This window comes from Vibrio sp. R12-SW3-ISO1, assembly GCF_059834005.1.
The window spans coordinates 96,429-110,720 of record NZ_JCBDGK010000047.1 but is presented as its reverse complement, the minus strand read 5'-3'; the positions used below and the strand labels follow the sequence as shown (position 1 = coordinate 110,720).

The window sequence follows — 14,292 nt, the reverse complement described above, 5'->3', positions numbered from 1 at the left end:
CCTGTTAGATGTGATTTGAGCGACGTCCAGACAGGCGGTTACTGCTGTGAGCCGCAGACCTGACAATCAGGTTGTTTCATGAGTGCCATTTCACGCCAGTTGAGCGTCAGGGCGTCAAACATGAGGAGTTTACCTTCACAAGGTTGACCAAAGTGGGTGATGACTTTGATCGCCTCGAGTGCCTGCATCGCGCCGATAATACCAACCACTGGAGACATAACGCCGGCCTCCACGCAGCTCAGCGCATTGGCGCCAAATAGTGCGCTCAAGCATTGGTAACAGGGTTTACGCGCGTCTTGGTAGGTGAATACGCTCACTTGTCCTTCCATGCGGATCGCTGCGCCAGAAACAAGCGGGACTTGATGAGTAAAGCAAAGGCGGTTTAGCTGATTGCGTGTTTCTACGTTGTCACTGGCATCGATCACAAGAGAATGAACGCCAATCAGCTGGGAGAGACGAATGTCGTCCAAACGCGACTCGACGGTATGCACGACGACGTGCGGATTCAATTGGCGTAGAGACACCGCCGCAGATTGGACCTTTTTCTTGCCAATGTCTTGGTCATGATGGAGCACTTGGCGCTGAAGGTTCGATAGCTCAACCTCATCATCGTCAACCAAGGTCAAGGTACCGATGCCTGCGGCGGCGAGATATTGACTGGCCGCGCAGCCAAGGCCCCCAGCGCCCAGAATGAGGACAGAGGCCTCTTTGAGCGCTTCTTGACCGTCAAAATCAAAATCGCGCAAGATAATTTGGCGATTGTAACGGAGCATTTCTTGATCAGATAACATCACCAAGTTCCCCCCCCTTATTAGTACAAGGTTGAATTAAAGAGCTGAATGTGAACGGTTTCGCCTTCAGCAACATTGCCCCGTTCGCGCTCCAAAATCACGAAACAGTTGGCAAGGCTCATAGAACGAAAGGCGCCAGAGCTCTGATTACCCGTCGTTTCAACCACAAATTGCCCGTTTTCAATTCGGTAGATCCCACGTTGATAATCGGTACGCCCCGGCGATTTTTTGAAGGCGGTGTGGGTCACGGCTGGAATCATTGGCGGCGCCTGCCACTGCGTGTGTCCGGCTAATTTTGCCAACATGGGTTGCACCAGCACGTACATGGTCAAAACCGCAGAGACGGGGTTACCCGGCAGCCCACAAAACCACGCACTGGAGAGTTGACCAAACGCGAACGGTTTGCCCGGCTTGATCGCCAGCTTCCAAAAACCAATTTCGCCGAGCTGTTCGAGGATGTCTTTGGTGTAGTCCGCTTCACCGACACTGACGCCCCCCGAGGTCACCACCACGTCGGCCAGTCTTTGCGCCTGTTCAAATGTCGCGGCCAGCGTTTCAGGGCAATCGGGCACTATGCCTAAATCAATCGGCTCACAGCCAAAATTTTCAATCAGCGGTTTGATGCCGTAGCGATTGCTGTCGTAGATTTGTCCGTCAAGTAGAGGCTCGCCGAGCGGCTTCAATTCATCCCCTGTGGAGAAAAACGCCACGCGAGGCTTACGTACCACGTCAACATGACTTACCCCCAAGGTTGCGATCATGGGAATATCGCGGGCCGTCAGTCTCGCTCCTTTGGGTAACACCACATCGCCTTGGCGAATATCATCTCCAGTCGGGCGAATATTGTTGTTGGGTTTGACATCGGTTTGCAGAAAGCGGATACCCTCATCACTCACTTCGGTGTTTTCTTGCATGACCACGGCGTCGGCACCGTCAGGAATTTTCGCACCAGTCATGATGCGAATGCAGCTTCCTGCTGGCCATTCACCTTCAAACGGTTGGCCTGCGAAAGATTTACCCGCCAGTGGCAAGATCGCTTGCTTGGACAGATCCGCACGCCTGATGGCATAGCCATCCATCGCAGAGTTATCAAAAGGGGGCACATTAATAGGCGAGAGAATATCTTGTGCAAGGACAAAACCGATCGCGTCGGCGAGCGGTAAGCGTAGGGTGGTTTGAATCGGCTTAATCGGCGATAGCATTTTTTCCATCGCTTCTTCAATGGGCATTAGGCCCGGTGCGTCACAGCATCCCATAGAGTAAATTCCGTTGTTTGATTATTATTCACCCCAAATAACCACAGGCTTTTGGGGTTGACGTAATGGTTGACACTCTACCATACAAAAAGCAGCACAAATCAATCCCCGTCAGTAAAATGTGGATGTAATTATTCAAAAATCCGAGTATCCTTGTCAGCCATCCGAAAGGGGTAAATACCCCGATTTGACGGCAGTTAGAGTATTAAGAGGAAGTCGAATGTCAGGTCTTAGCGAGTCCGCGAAGTTAGTAAAAGAGGCGCTAGAACGTCGCGGGTTAGAAACCCCGATGGTGCCCAACGAATTTAGCCGAGACGAAAAGAAGCAGAAGATCGAGCATCACATGCGTGAGATCCTCGCCCTGCTTGAGTTAGACCTAAGTGACGACAGTTTGGAAGAGACGCCGCATCGCATCGCCAAAATGTACGTGGATGAGATTTTCTCTGGTTTGGATTACGCCAACTTCCCTAAGATCACCGTGATCGAAAATAAGATGAACGTTAGTGAGATGGTCCGTGTTAAAGACATCACCGTGACGAGTACTTGCGAGCACCACTTAGTGACGATCGATGGTCGTGCCGCGGTGGCGTACATCCCGCGTGGTAAAATCATTGGGTTGTCCAAAATTAACCGCATCGTGCGCTTTTTTGCTCAGCGTCCACAGGTCCAAGAGCGAATGACTCAGCAGATCTTGGTGGCCTTGCAAACCTTATTGGAGTCGGACGATGTCGCGGTAACGATCGATGCCACTCACTATTGTGTCAAATCTCGTGGCGTAATGGACGCGACCAGCGAAACCACCACCACGGCGTTGGGGGGGATTTTCAAATCGAACCCCGCGACCCGACATGAGTTTTTACACGGTATTCGATAGATAAGTAAAAACCGCTTCTTGTGAAGCGGTTTTTCGTTTTACCCATTTTAAGCGTTACGAGCGCAGACCAAGCGCTTGTTGCAGTCGCCACCGCGCGAACCCATATTGAAACAACAAGGACACCAGAGTGAACCTTTCATTTGACCAACTTAACCTCAAAACCGAACTCAAGCAGACCCTAGATTCGATGGGCTACACTGAGATGACGGCCATTCAGCAGCAGGCGTTGCCGCTTATTCTCGACGGGCAGGATGTCATTGGTCAGGGGAAGACGGGCTCTGGTAAAACCGCGACCTTTTCTCTTGGCGTGCTGAACAATCTGAATGTCGGTCGTTTTCGTGTTCAATCATTGGTGCTGTGTCCTACTCGAGAGCTGGCTGACCAAGTGGCGACCGAGATCCGCACGCTAGCGCGAGGCATTCACAACATTAAGGTACTGACGCTGTGTGGCGGCATGCCAATGGGCCCTCAAATTGGCTCATTAGAGCATGGCGCGCATATATTGGTCGGTACACCGGGGCGTTTGTTGGATCACCTCAGCAAAGGTCGTATCAATCTTGATGAGCTGAACACTCTCGTATTAGACGAAGCGGACCGAATGCTGGACATGGGTTTTGAAGAGGCCATTGATGCCATTTTGGCTGAGGCGCCAACAGATCGTCAAACCTTGCTGTTTAGTGCTACTTTCCCAACCAACATCGACAGCTTAGCGCACAAAGTGATGCGCGAGCCTAAGATCGTCAAAGTCGAGTCAACCCACCAAAGCAGCACCATTACTCAGCAGTTTTTCCAACTGGAGAGTACCGAGCAAAGAGACGATGCTCTGGAGGCATTGCTGCTGACGCATAAACCGGAGTCGTCTGTGGTGTTTTGTAACACCAAGCGAGAAGTGCAAAACGTGACGGATGAGTTGTCTCAGCGCGGTTTTAGCGTGGTCGAGTTACACGGCGATATGGAACAGCGTGAACGTGAACAAGCTTTGACTCGCTTTGCCAACAAGAGCATTTCTATTTTGGTTGCCACCGATGTGGCGGCGCGCGGATTAGATGTCGATAACCTTGATGCGGTGGTCAACTTTGAGCTGTCACGCGATCCTGAAGTGCATGTTCACCGAATTGGCCGTACCGGTCGTGCGGGCGCAAAAGGGATGGCATTGAGCTTTTTCAGTGAAAAAGAGCAGTACCGCGTAGCGCGAATTGAAGAGTACATGGACATAGAGATCACGCCACAATCGGTGCCGGAAAAGCCGATGGAAAGACCCTATTATCCAGCGATGCAAACCATCCAAATCCTCGGCGGTAAGAAGCAAAAAGTGCGCGCGGGCGATATCTTAGGAGCGTTGACCAAACAAGCGGGCATTGATGGCAGTAAGATTGGCAAAATCAACATCCTACCTATGGTGTCGTATGTCGCGGTGACGCATGATGCCGTCAAAACGGCATTAAAACAGCTGCAAACCGGTAAGATGAAAGGCCGCACCTTCAAAGCGCGTGTGATGAAATAATCGTTATTACACCCGATGGAAAGCCAAAAATAGCCAGCAATGACGCTGGCTATTTTTATGGCAATTCAATCAGCCTTCGAACAAATAGAGATAGTGCTCGTAGCCCTGTTTAGCCATCTCCTCAAGCGGAACAAATTTCATCGCCGCTGAGTTCATGCAGTAGCGTAACCCTGTTGGCGCCGGACCATCTTTAAAGACGTGGCCTAGGTGAGAGTCAGCGAATCGACTGCGTACTTCCGTTCTTGGGTAGATGAGCTTAAAGTCGGTTTTAGTGACAATGTAACGCTCATCGATCGGCTTGGTAAAGCTCGGCCAGCCTGTGCCCGATTTATATTTATCCGTTGATGAAAACAGCGGTTCGCCAGTGACGATGTCCACGTAGATGCCAGCTTGTTTGTTGTCCCAATATTCGTTGTCAAATGGGCGCTCAGTCCCTTCCTCTTGGGTTACGTAGTATTGCAGATCGGTTAGGCGAGCTTTGAGTTCGTCATCGCTCGGTTTCACATAGGTCTTCACCTCTGACGTCGAGCCTCTGGCTTGACCGGAACTTTGGTCGATCATCTCACGTAACGTCACTGGGTTTTCGTTGCGGTCTTCACCAAAAATCGAGTCCAGATATTGGTCGCGTCCAGATGCGTAACGATAGTAGTTGTAACGCACTTTACTCTTTTTGTAGTAGTCCTGATGGTACTCCTCTGCAGGCCAGAAGGTATCAAACGCAATGAGCTCCACTTTCAGTGGCTTTTTAAACACGCCTAACTTGTCCACATCGGCGAGGAATTGGCTGGCAATATCGCGCTGTTGTGAATTGTGATAGAAAATAGCGGGGCGATAGTGACGACCTCGGTCAACAAACGAGCCCTGGTCATCGGTAGGATCAATATTTCGCAGCAGCTGATCGAGCACTTGCTCATAGCTTACTTGAGAGGCATCGAAGGTCACCTGAATCACTTCGATATGCCCGGTTTTGCCTGAAGAGACTTGTTTATAGGTCGGATTGTCGAGCTCACCACCGGAATAGCCGGACACTACATCAATCACACCGTTCAACTTTTCCAGATCCGATTCCGTGCACCAGAAACATCCGCCGGCGAGCGTTGCGGTTTCTATCTGAGCGGTATTCTGAGCGGCGCTCGTTGAGGGGCTAACTTCCGCGCTTTGTGTATGACCAAGAAAAGACGTCGCCACTGCCGCAATGGCAATAAGGGCTAAGGTCACGTGACTGTTCAGTTTCATATCAACCTCGTTGAATTTGACTATCTCTACACAAGACAGAGCCAGTTACGAAAAACTTTCACATAAAATCGTCTCCCTATACTCCTATTCCACCCCCAACGATCAAACTCTCTCCCACAACCCACAACCCACAACCCACAACCCATAACGCAAAAAAGGCAGCCACGCTGCCTTTCCAAATTTCATACTCGCTTGTGATTAATGTCGCTTACCCCAGAGCCGGGAGCCAACCTGCAGTGATGAGCACTTGCGCGCCGACAATGATAAGCCCAGTCAGCCCACATATGTTCAGCGCTATGTTGCCACCGATGACTTGATAGCCTGCGCTCTGGTGAGTTTGTCTTGAGCGCTTCACCATCCATACAGGTAGGAATATCGCCAATACCGCCAAGGCAATCGCAGCGTAACCGAGTGCCATAATAAAACCTTCAGGATAGAAAAGCGCAAAGCCCATCGGCGGCAAGAAGGTCACGAGGCCAATAACCCAACGATTCGGGCGGCGCGTCGATGTCGTCAGCGAATCGCCGAGGAACTCGAACAAGCCCAAACTGACACCGAGGAAGGAAGTCAGCAGCGCAAGGTCAGCAAACAGGCCGATAGTTTGCGCCAAGTTAGATTGATGGACCTGTTCGCCTAAAGTGCGAATGAGTGCGCTCAGGCCTTGGTTGTCCATCAGCGTACTTTGACTGACGACGCCCAGAGTCACCAACTGCCAAAATAGGTAAATCACCAAGGGGATCGCCGAGCCAATCATAATCGCTCGGCGCAGTGAGGTCGTGTGGCCCTCCAAGTAATTCACAATGGCGGGAATACTGCCGTGAAAACCGAATGAGGTGAAAATCACGGGAATAGCGGCGATGATCAAACCTTGCTCAATCGGAAGGCTCAGTAGGTAAGATTGTGTCACATTGGGTGCTAGGAAGGTCAGCACCAACGCCATCGCGAGCAGCTTCACGCTAAAGAGTACGCGATTGACTTTATCCACGGTGCTTGTGCCAATGGTCACGACGACAGCAACAATGAGTGTAAATACGATGGTGGCGATGGCAGGTGAGACCTCAATTGCGGCAATTTGCGTTATACGCTCACCAAACTGCGCGCCACCCCCTGCGATGTAAGCAGCGCAGAGTGCATAGAAGAGAAACATCATGGCAAAACTGGCGAGCCACTTGCCTCGCTTACCGAGAAATTGCTCGGCCAATGTGTGCAGTGTCGCTTTGGCGTCGGCGTGTTGATGCAACTCGACCATCAATAGCGCGGTGTATGCCATCAGCGCCCACAACACGAGCATGATGAGTAGAGAGGTGGAAAATCCGATTCCAGCGGACGCAAGTGGCAGGGCAAGCATACCCGCACCTATGGTGGTACCAGCAATGATCAAAGTACTACCGAAAACCTTTGATTTAGACATGTATTAAATTCTTTACGTGTTGTTGGTGTTTGGTTAGAGAATAATGGCGTTAATAAGGGCAGGGTTAGTGCTTTATTTATCTTGATGGCGATTATGTTGGAGCTTTCCCTTGAAATCAAGAGAAATGTACAGATAAAACTCCACAGCTGTGCACCATTGTTTACAGTTGGCTGTGTAATGCCTATTCTGGCAGTCATGCAAACGTTTTGCACTGGATCTCGGTGCGCTATCCAGTGCCAAGGGGTTTTACTTTTCAAAAAAGTGTCATATAACAGACGTATAAAGGAGACCTGCTCGAGGCTCGAGCAGGGGAAATGAAGAATAAGGAGGTCCTATGAGTGACCAAGCAATCAACGAAGAGAATCTTGAACTCCTCGATGCGATGGAAATCGGGTTTGATTTATCGAACTACGATGAAGAAACACTAGAACTCGCCAAAGAACTCTTTGGTCAGTAAGTGTTACCCAACCCTCTTTTAGAGAATAGCCAGTGCGGATGCGCTGGCTTTGTGTTTTATGAACTACCTCGCTCACCTACATATCGCGACCGCGCGTGAGTCAAACCTAATGGGAAACTTGCTCGGGGATTTTGTTAAAGGCAATCCCGAGGGGCGTTTTCATCCTTCAGTGGTGGATGGCATTAAGTTGCACCGATTTGTCGATTCGTACACCGATCGCCACCCATTAACCGCGCAGGCAAAGTTGCTTTTCGCCCGTGAAAAAAGGCGTTATGCGCCCATCGCGTTAGATATGTTCTGGGACCATGCGTTAGCCTGCCGCTTTGATGAGTATCATCCCGTCTCGCTTGAGCAATTCAGTCAATCTGCGATGCGCACCGTTCTACGCCAAGCTCAGCAGACAGAGCAGCCACTACCTGAACGTTTTATGCGTGTTGCTAACGCAATGCACCAAGGTCAATGGTTGAGCTCGTATCAAGACCTCGACAACATCCGCTTTGCACTGAGCCGAATTGCTCAGCGCTCGCCTAGAATGACGCCATTGGCGCATTGCGGTGAGGATTTAAGCCGAGAATCTGCTCATTTAATGGCGATTTTCGACCAATTGTATTCAGACGTACTCAACGCTGCGCAGAGTTTCTGATAGAATCGCCGACCCGACTCTATTTGGAATTGCACAATGTCTCTATTTACTCAACTTGGTCTTGATTCTTCGCTTGTCGCAGCGGTGGAACGTTTGGGTTTCGATACGCCCACAGCCATACAAGAGCAGGCCATTCCAAAAGTACTGCAAGGAGTCGATTTGTTGGCCGGTGCGCAAACCGGTACGGGGAAAACCGCCGCGTTTGGTTTGCCGATTATCCAACTTTTGAGCCAAGCGGCGTTAAAGCGCGATCCACAAAGCAACGATGTGTTGGCGTTGATCGTGGTGCCCACGCGTGAGTTAGCGCAGCAAGTGTACGACAATCTCAGCGCGTACAATCAGACCAGTGAGTTGCACATTGTCACCGCGTATGGCGGCACAAGCATCAATGTACAAACGCGTCACCTCGCCAATGGCTGTGATATTTTGATCGCAACGCCTGGGCGCCTGCTTGATCACCTCTACTGCAAACACATCCAACTTAAGAAAACACGTTACTTGGTGTTGGATGAAGCGGATCGCATGTTGGATATGGGCTTTATGCAGGATATTCAGCGCATTCTCAAAGTGACAAACCCAGATCGCCAAACGCTGTTTTTCTCTGCCACCTTTGATAAACGCATTAAAACGCTGGCGCACAAAATGCTCAATGATCCGCAAGTCGTGCAAGTGTCTCCGGCCAACAGTACCGCTGAGAAAGTGGAGCAGATGGTCTATCCGGTCGACAAAAAACGCAAAGCGGAATTGTTGGCCTATTTGATTGGATCTAAAAACTGGCAGCAGGTGTTGGTCTTTACCAAAACCAAGCAGGGCAGTGATGCGTTGGCCAAAGAGTTAAAGTTAGATGGCATTAAGGCTGCTTCTATCAACGGTGATAAAAGCCAAGGGGCACGCCAACAAGCGCTCGACGATTTCAAATCAGGTAAAGTACGTGCGTTGATTGCCACGGATGTCGCCGCGCGAGGCTTAGACATTGCGCAATTAGAGCAGGTGGTGAACTTCGATTTACCTTACAAAGCGGAAGACTACATCCACCGGATTGGCCGTACGGGTCGCGCGGGTCAAGCCGGGCTAGCGGTCTCTTTGATGGCAAAAGACGAAGAGTATCTGCTTGAGGCGATTGAGCGTTTGCTTGATCAGCGCTTGCCACAAGAGTGGCTGGCGGGCTTCGAACCGAGTCTGATTGAAGAGATGGAACCTGATCGTGCGCCAAGGAAAAAAAGCCGTTCATCGGAAAAGCGTAAAATGAAAGCCAAGCTGAAAATTCATGCGGGACGCGGTAAGAAAAAAGGCTGATCACAGGCGTTAGGTCATCGTGTGGAGTGAATAAAGAATCCTTATCTAGACGATAAAAATAAGTCTCTTTTCTTTTGCTCATTTCCTATTGCACTGACCGACTCATGACCTTACTATCGCCCTGCTTCTTGATGATAGCCAATCCGAGTACATCACATTCTGTTTTGTGGCAAGGCGATAGAGCAACTATCCAAGAGTGACTTTGACTGCGCGTATTGCGCTTTATTGACGCTCCATTGTTCATCGATTTGCTTACCCCTCCAATAGGGCAGCGCGACGAGCAATGCCTAAATTGTTGGAGAAAGCTATCATGGCTAACACACACTCAGTACTTGGTTTTCAATCTTTTGCTTCCCCTGCGATGGCAGCGAGTGAAGCGCAATTCATCGAATCAGCGGTGAGCCAATATGGGGCACCTTTGATGCTCCTCGATTGCGACATCATTCGTGAACGCTACCAAGCGCTAAGCCGTGCACTGCCGAATGTCACCTTGCACTTCGCACTTAAGCCACTGCCACACCCTGCTGTTGTTCGCACTCTGCTTGAAGAAGGGGCGAGTTTTGACCTTGCCACTACCGGCGAAGTGGAATTGGTGGCCGAGCAGGGCGTGCCTGCTGAGCGCACGATTCATACTCACCCAATCAAACGTGATGCCGATATCCGTGATGCCTTAGCGTACGGTTGCAACGTGTTTGTGGTCGACAACTTGAACGAATTGGCGAAGTTTAAGCCTTATCAAGATGAAGTTGAGCTGCTAGTGCGCTTGAGTTTTCGCAACAATGAAGCGTTTGCCGATTTGTCGAAGAAATTTGGTTGCACGCCAGAGCAAGCGCTCGTGATCATCGAGACAGCGCAAATGTGGAATATTCGCATTAAAGGGCTCTCTTTCCACGTGGGATCACAAACGATGAACCCGCAGAAATACGTCGACGCGATTCACGCCTGCCGTGATGTTATGGACAAAGTGGTGGCGAAAGGGCTTCCTGCACTGAGTACCTTAGATATCGGCGGAGGTTTCCCAGTGTGCTATACACAAAAAGTGATGCCGATTGATGAGTTTTGCCAACCGATCAAGCAAGCGCTTGCTACCCTACCAGAAACAGTGCAGGTGATTGCTGAGCCAGGACGTTTTATTGTGGCAGAGGCAGTAACCAGTGTGGCATCGGTAATGGGCCAAGCGGAGCGTGAAGGTCAGATGTGGTACTACCTAGACGATGGTATCTATGGCTCGTTCAGTGGTCTCATGTTTGATGATGCGCCTTACCCAATGGCGGTACTGAAGCAAGGTGGCGAGATGATGCCAAGCGTACTGGCAGGTCCAACCTGTGACAGTATTGACGTGATTGCGGAAAACATCATGCTACCGATGCTCGAAAATGGTGACTTGGTCGTGGGCCGAATGATGGGTGCGTACACCAGTGCGACCGCGACCGACTTCAACTTTTTCAAACGTGCGACGACGGTGTTGATCAACGAGCATCGTGTACAAGACGAGCGTATGATTGGCTAATAGCAAGAGTGCGGCTAGAGCGGCACTCTAATCAAGACAAGCCATTATCGAAACATGAATACAACAAAGGGAGCGTCAGCTCCCTTTGATCATTTAAGGCTTTTACTTTAGATACTTTAGACTGAACAATGTGCTCTGATTAGGCGTATTGAGCGATCTGTCCTTCCCAGCGACGTTTTTGTGCGGCGAGATCCTGTTTCAACTGTTGATAGCGCAGTTTTAAGAGGGATTGCTCGTAGCGCTCAACCATGTTGCTTTTCTTCGCTTCGAGGACCTGCTTCTTCACCTCGTAGTAGTCGGTCATTTTGCTCATCAACTGCTCAAACTCTTTGTTGAGCGTATCGCTGATGAGGCTCGCATTTGGCATAGAGCGAATGTTAGATTTGGCTCGCTCTAGCGTCATTTTTGCGCGCGCTTTCTCTATCTTAATCTTGGGAGTCACGCGAAGTTTCTCCGCCAATCCTACCCATTCACAACTTTTGATTAGCCACTTAGTCGGATCGTACTGCCACCAATGAATACCATTGCGGTAGTCATTTTCAAAGATGTGGTGGTAGTTGTGGTACCCCTCGCCAAACGTGAAGAACGCGAGAATCCCGTTGTCACGTGCGGTGTTCTTATCCGTGTAAGGTTGAGCACCCCAGATGTGCGCCAATGAATTAATGAAGAAGGTGGAGTGGTGGCTCAGCACCAAACGCACGACGCCCACCATCAACACCATGCCCCAAACATCGCCATATAGAAGGCCAAGGGCCCCAGGAATACCAAGGTTGGTCAGCAATGCGAGTAAGAGATAGTGTTTGTGTTGCCACATCACGATCTTATCTTTCTGTAAGTCGCGGCAGTTGGCGTAATCGGCGTAGGTCTCTTGATTGTAGTTTCTTAGCATCCAGCCAATGTGAGAAAACCAAAACCCGCGTTTAGCCGAGTAGGGATCTTTGTCATTGTTGTCGACGTGTTTGTGGTGGACGCGATGGTCAGAACTCCAATGGAGGATACTGTTTTGCAGAGCAAAGGCACCACCGAGCGCAAACAGCAATCGGATTGACCAGTGACCTTGGTAGGTTTTGTGCGACCACAAGCGATGATAGCCTGCAGTAATGGAGAGATTACAAAACGAGTACGTCACCACCAGCCAGAACCAGTGTTGCCACTGATAACCAAACTCGATGCCATACCACGGAGCGGCAATCGCAGCGACTAAAAAGGTAGAAATAAACAGTAAAACATTGACCCAAATGAGAGGCGGCTTTTCTTTAATCGACATGATGCAAACCTTCAGCTAACACGTGTTCGCTAGAATAGTCAGCGTACACGTGTAAGTCAAACGAAAGTTGAAAGGACTGAGAGCTAAATCTGTAACAGAGTAATTCACTGTTTTGTTAGCAAAGTGAACCAAATAGGCTCGGATTTATTGCTTATCTTTGACAGGATGTTTGGCTTTTTGTTAAATGTTCAATAGTATGAATGTGTGATTCATCCTTACAGGAAGTAATAAGGAACTATAAATGGAAATAAAAGTAGCGGAATATAGCGACTTCGAGCGTATAGCAGGATTGCATGCAAAAAGTTGGCAACGCTTCTATTCTGGCATCCTATCTAAAGCGTATCTCGGAGAAGAGGTGCAATCCGAACGTAAAATCATCTGGCAAACGCGCTTAACCAATCCACCGTTCAATCAAGCGGTGTATGTGATTGAAGAAGGTGGGCTATTGTGCGGCTTTGTGTGTGGTTTTGGTAATCATGATTTTGAGCGCGGCACCATCATTGATGCCCTTCATGTGGATGACTACTTTCGCGGTCGCGGTATTGGCCTGACACTACTCAAAGCGATCGCCGATTGGGCACGCCAGTATTTCCCTGATAACGGGGTGTATCTTGAAGTACTCAAGGGGAACCAGCAGGCGATTGATTTCTATGAGCATATTGGTGGTCAGTTAGCACAAGAGAGGCTATGGAATGCCCCATGTGGTACTCAAGTTCCAGAGCTGGTTTATACCTGGCCATCGCCCGACGTTTTGTATCAACAAGTTGATAACCTACTGCAAAGGCGTTTAGTTACAAACTGATACACAATGCGGTATCGCTCTGATACTTCTCGGACAGAAGCGATGTGAATTGTGTTTATGTTCATGATGAACCTATTTCATTTCATTAGCGGTTTATCATGAAAAAGACGTTAATCATCACTGCGCTCACCAGTGCGCTTTTTATTACAGGTTGCAACGATTCTTCTACGGCTGCCCAAGGTGGATCATCGCCGTTAGTGGTCGTTGAACCTGTCACTGAAATTTCCTACCAAGAAAGCAAATCCTACATTGGCCGCGTGGAGGCGCTGGAAGACACCAACATCACGGCACAAGTGACAGGCTACCTTAAAGCGCGCCATTTTGACGAAGGGCAGATGGTGGCAAAAGGTCAACTGCTTTTCTCTATCGAACCTTCTTCATTTGAAGCGCAATTGGCGAGTGCTAAAGCAAGCTTGGCGCAGGCCAACGCCGCGCTGAAAAAGGCGCAACTCGATTTCGAACGTGGGAAAAACCTGTTACCCAAAGGCAGCATCTCGCAGTCAGAATTTGACAATTTGAATGCCAACTTGCTTGGCGCACAAGCGCAAGTTGAAGCAGGCAAAGCGCAAGTCAACTTGGCTGAGGTCAATCTCTCGTATACCCAAATTCGCGCACCTTTTTCGGGTCGTATCAGCGAGAGCCACTTCAGCACCGGCGATCTGGTCTCTCCGCAAAGTGGTGTGCTGACAACGCTCGTCAGTCTTGACCCTGTCCACACGGCGTTTAGCGTCAGTGAACGTGAACGTTTAGCCCTCGGGATGGATTCAATTAAAGGCGATGGCCGTGAAGGGGCCCACTCTGTCGAAGTTCAGGTGGTGCTTGAAAACGGTCAACCTTTCGACCACTTTGGCGAGCTGGACTATCTAGGGAATCGTATCGATCTCAATACGGGCACCATCGCGATGCGCGCGCGTGTGCCAAACCCTGATTATCGCTTGCTTCCCGGGCAACATGTGCGTGTTGAGTTGCGAGAGAAGCAAGCAAAGCCGGCGGTAGTGGTCGCAAGACGTGCAGTACAAACCGACTTAGAAGGGCACTTTGTTATGATCCTAGCAAAGGGGGATATTGCTGAGCGCCGCAACGTGACGCTTGGTCAGCAAACGCCGCAAGGGGTCATCATTCGAGATGGCGTGAGGGCTGGCGAGCAGGTGATTACCCAAGGTCTGCAACGTGTCCGTAATGGCGTGCCTGTCCATGTTTCACCGCAAGATGAAACGTCGACAAATGCGACGCAATCGTAAGGGG

General features: G+C 49.9%; 13 protein-coding genes. 8 read left to right on the top strand and 5 right to left on the bottom strand.

Features of this window, described 5'->3' with window-relative positions:
* Positions 1–38: 38 nt before the first annotated feature.
* Together moeB and moeA are read right to left on the bottom strand one after the other, a co-directional pair.
* Complete coding sequence (gene moeB, locus AC6R0R_RS14755; protein ID WP_500627224.1) at positions 39–797, bottom strand: molybdopterin-synthase adenylyltransferase MoeB; 759 nt, start codon at positions 795–797, stop codon at positions 39–41.
* Between the two features lie 14 nt (positions 798–811).
* Positions 812–2,047, bottom strand: coding sequence for a molybdopterin molybdotransferase MoeA (gene moeA, locus AC6R0R_RS14750; RefSeq protein WP_500627223.1), 1,236 nt, complete (start codon positions 2,045–2,047; stop codon positions 812–814).
* Between the two features lie 220 nt (positions 2,048–2,267).
* Here moeA and folE point away from each other — a divergent pair, with 220 nt between their 5' ends.
* Together folE and dbpA are read left to right on the top strand one after the other, a co-directional pair.
* Positions 2,268–2,921, top strand: coding sequence for a GTP cyclohydrolase I FolE (gene folE, locus AC6R0R_RS14745; RefSeq protein ID WP_334551936.1), 654 nt, complete (start codon positions 2,268–2,270; stop codon positions 2,919–2,921).
* A 187-nt stretch (positions 2,922–3,108) separates the two neighbouring features.
* Complete coding sequence (gene dbpA / locus AC6R0R_RS14740) at positions 3,109–4,425, top strand: ATP-dependent RNA helicase DbpA (protein ID WP_487901541.1); 1,317 nt, start codon at positions 3,109–3,111, stop codon at positions 4,423–4,425.
* A gap of 69 nt (positions 4,426–4,494) precedes the next feature.
* On the opposite strand, the gene msrB is transcribed toward dbpA, so the two are convergent.
* Together msrB and AC6R0R_RS14730 are read right to left on the bottom strand one after the other, a co-directional pair.
* On the bottom strand, positions 4,495–5,661 hold the full coding sequence (msrB, locus tag AC6R0R_RS14735) for a peptide-methionine (R)-S-oxide reductase MsrB (protein WP_500627222.1): 1,167 nt from the start codon (positions 5,659–5,661) through the stop codon (positions 4,495–4,497).
* Between the two features lie 208 nt (positions 5,662–5,869).
* Positions 5,870–7,072, bottom strand: coding sequence for an aromatic amino acid transport family protein (locus AC6R0R_RS14730; RefSeq protein WP_500627221.1), 1,203 nt, complete (start codon positions 7,070–7,072; stop codon positions 5,870–5,872).
* Positions 7,073–7,406: 334 nt separating this feature from the next.
* Between AC6R0R_RS14730 and AC6R0R_RS14725 the strand changes: the two genes are divergently transcribed.
* The 4 genes from AC6R0R_RS14725 to AC6R0R_RS14710 all read left to right on the top strand — a co-directional run bounded on the left by AC6R0R_RS14725 (position 7,407) and on the right by AC6R0R_RS14710 (position 10,978).
* Complete coding sequence (locus AC6R0R_RS14725; protein WP_334551932.1) at positions 7,407–7,529, top strand: hypothetical protein; 123 nt, start codon at positions 7,407–7,409, stop codon at positions 7,527–7,529.
* 58 nt (positions 7,530–7,587) lie between these two features.
* Positions 7,588–8,172, top strand: a complete 585-nt coding sequence (locus AC6R0R_RS14720) for an acyl carrier protein phosphodiesterase (RefSeq protein WP_500627220.1) — start codon at positions 7,588–7,590, stop codon at positions 8,170–8,172.
* A gap of 36 nt (positions 8,173–8,208) precedes the next feature.
* Positions 8,209–9,468 carry a DEAD/DEAH box helicase gene (locus AC6R0R_RS14715; protein WP_500627219.1) on the top strand — a complete coding sequence of 420 codons (1,260 nt, stop codon included), beginning with the start codon at positions 8,209–8,211 and terminating at the stop codon, positions 9,466–9,468.
* Between the two features lie 310 nt (positions 9,469–9,778).
* On the top strand, positions 9,779–10,978 hold the full coding sequence (locus AC6R0R_RS14710) for a type III PLP-dependent enzyme (protein WP_500627218.1): 1,200 nt from the start codon (positions 9,779–9,781) through the stop codon (positions 10,976–10,978).
* A gap of 139 nt (positions 10,979–11,117) precedes the next feature.
* Here the strand turns inward: AC6R0R_RS14710 and AC6R0R_RS14705 are convergent, their stop codons facing one another.
* Positions 11,118–12,245 (bottom strand): acyl-CoA desaturase, encoded by a 1,128-nt coding sequence (locus tag AC6R0R_RS14705; protein WP_500627217.1) that lies wholly within the window; start codon positions 12,243–12,245, stop codon positions 11,118–11,120.
* A 241-nt stretch (positions 12,246–12,486) separates the two neighbouring features.
* Here AC6R0R_RS14705 and AC6R0R_RS14700 point away from each other — a divergent pair, with 241 nt between their 5' ends.
* Together AC6R0R_RS14700 and AC6R0R_RS14695 are read left to right on the top strand one after the other, a co-directional pair.
* The gene (locus AC6R0R_RS14700) at positions 12,487–13,047 is read left to right on the top strand and encodes a GNAT family N-acetyltransferase (protein ID WP_487901456.1); all 561 of its coding nucleotides are present in this window, start codon (positions 12,487–12,489) and stop codon (positions 13,045–13,047) included.
* A 98-nt stretch (positions 13,048–13,145) separates the two neighbouring features.
* A complete protein-coding gene (locus tag AC6R0R_RS14695; protein ID WP_500627216.1) occupies positions 13,146–14,288 on the top strand; it encodes an efflux RND transporter periplasmic adaptor subunit in 1,143 nt (380 codons plus the stop codon).
* Positions 14,289–14,292 lie beyond the last annotated feature (4 nt).

Excerpts from the sequence above, each read along its gene's own strand:
- moeA (WP_500627223.1), bottom strand. The coding sequence starts at position 2,047 with ATGGGATGCTGTGACGCACCGGGCCTAATGCCCATTGAAGAAGCGATG.
- folE (WP_334551936.1), top strand. The coding sequence starts at position 2,268 with ATGTCAGGTCTTAGCGAGTCCGCGAAGTTAGTAAAAGAGGCGCTAGAA.
- dbpA (WP_487901541.1), top strand. The coding sequence starts at position 3,109 with ATGGGCTACACTGAGATGACGGCCATTCAGCAGCAGGCGTTGCCGCTT.
- msrB (WP_500627222.1), bottom strand. The coding sequence starts at position 5,661 with ATGAAACTGAACAGTCACGTGACCTTAGCCCTTATTGCCATTGCGGCA.
- AC6R0R_RS14730 (WP_500627221.1), bottom strand. The coding sequence starts at position 7,072 with ATGTCTAAATCAAAGGTTTTCGGTAGTACTTTGATCATTGCTGGTACC.
- AC6R0R_RS14725 (WP_334551932.1), top strand. The coding sequence starts at position 7,407 with ATGAGTGACCAAGCAATCAACGAAGAGAATCTTGAACTCCTCGATGCG.
- AC6R0R_RS14720 (WP_500627220.1), top strand. The coding sequence starts at position 7,588 with ATGAACTACCTCGCTCACCTACATATCGCGACCGCGCGTGAGTCAAAC.
- AC6R0R_RS14715 (WP_500627219.1), top strand. The coding sequence starts at position 8,209 with ATGTCTCTATTTACTCAACTTGGTCTTGATTCTTCGCTTGTCGCAGCG.
- AC6R0R_RS14710 (WP_500627218.1), top strand. The coding sequence starts at position 9,779 with ATGGCTAACACACACTCAGTACTTGGTTTTCAATCTTTTGCTTCCCCT.
- AC6R0R_RS14705 (WP_500627217.1), bottom strand. The coding sequence starts at position 12,245 with ATGTCGATTAAAGAAAAGCCGCCTCTCATTTGGGTCAATGTTTTACTG.
- AC6R0R_RS14700 (WP_487901456.1), top strand. The coding sequence starts at position 12,487 with ATGGAAATAAAAGTAGCGGAATATAGCGACTTCGAGCGTATAGCAGGA.
- AC6R0R_RS14695 (WP_500627216.1), top strand. The coding sequence starts at position 13,146 with ATGAAAAAGACGTTAATCATCACTGCGCTCACCAGTGCGCTTTTTATT.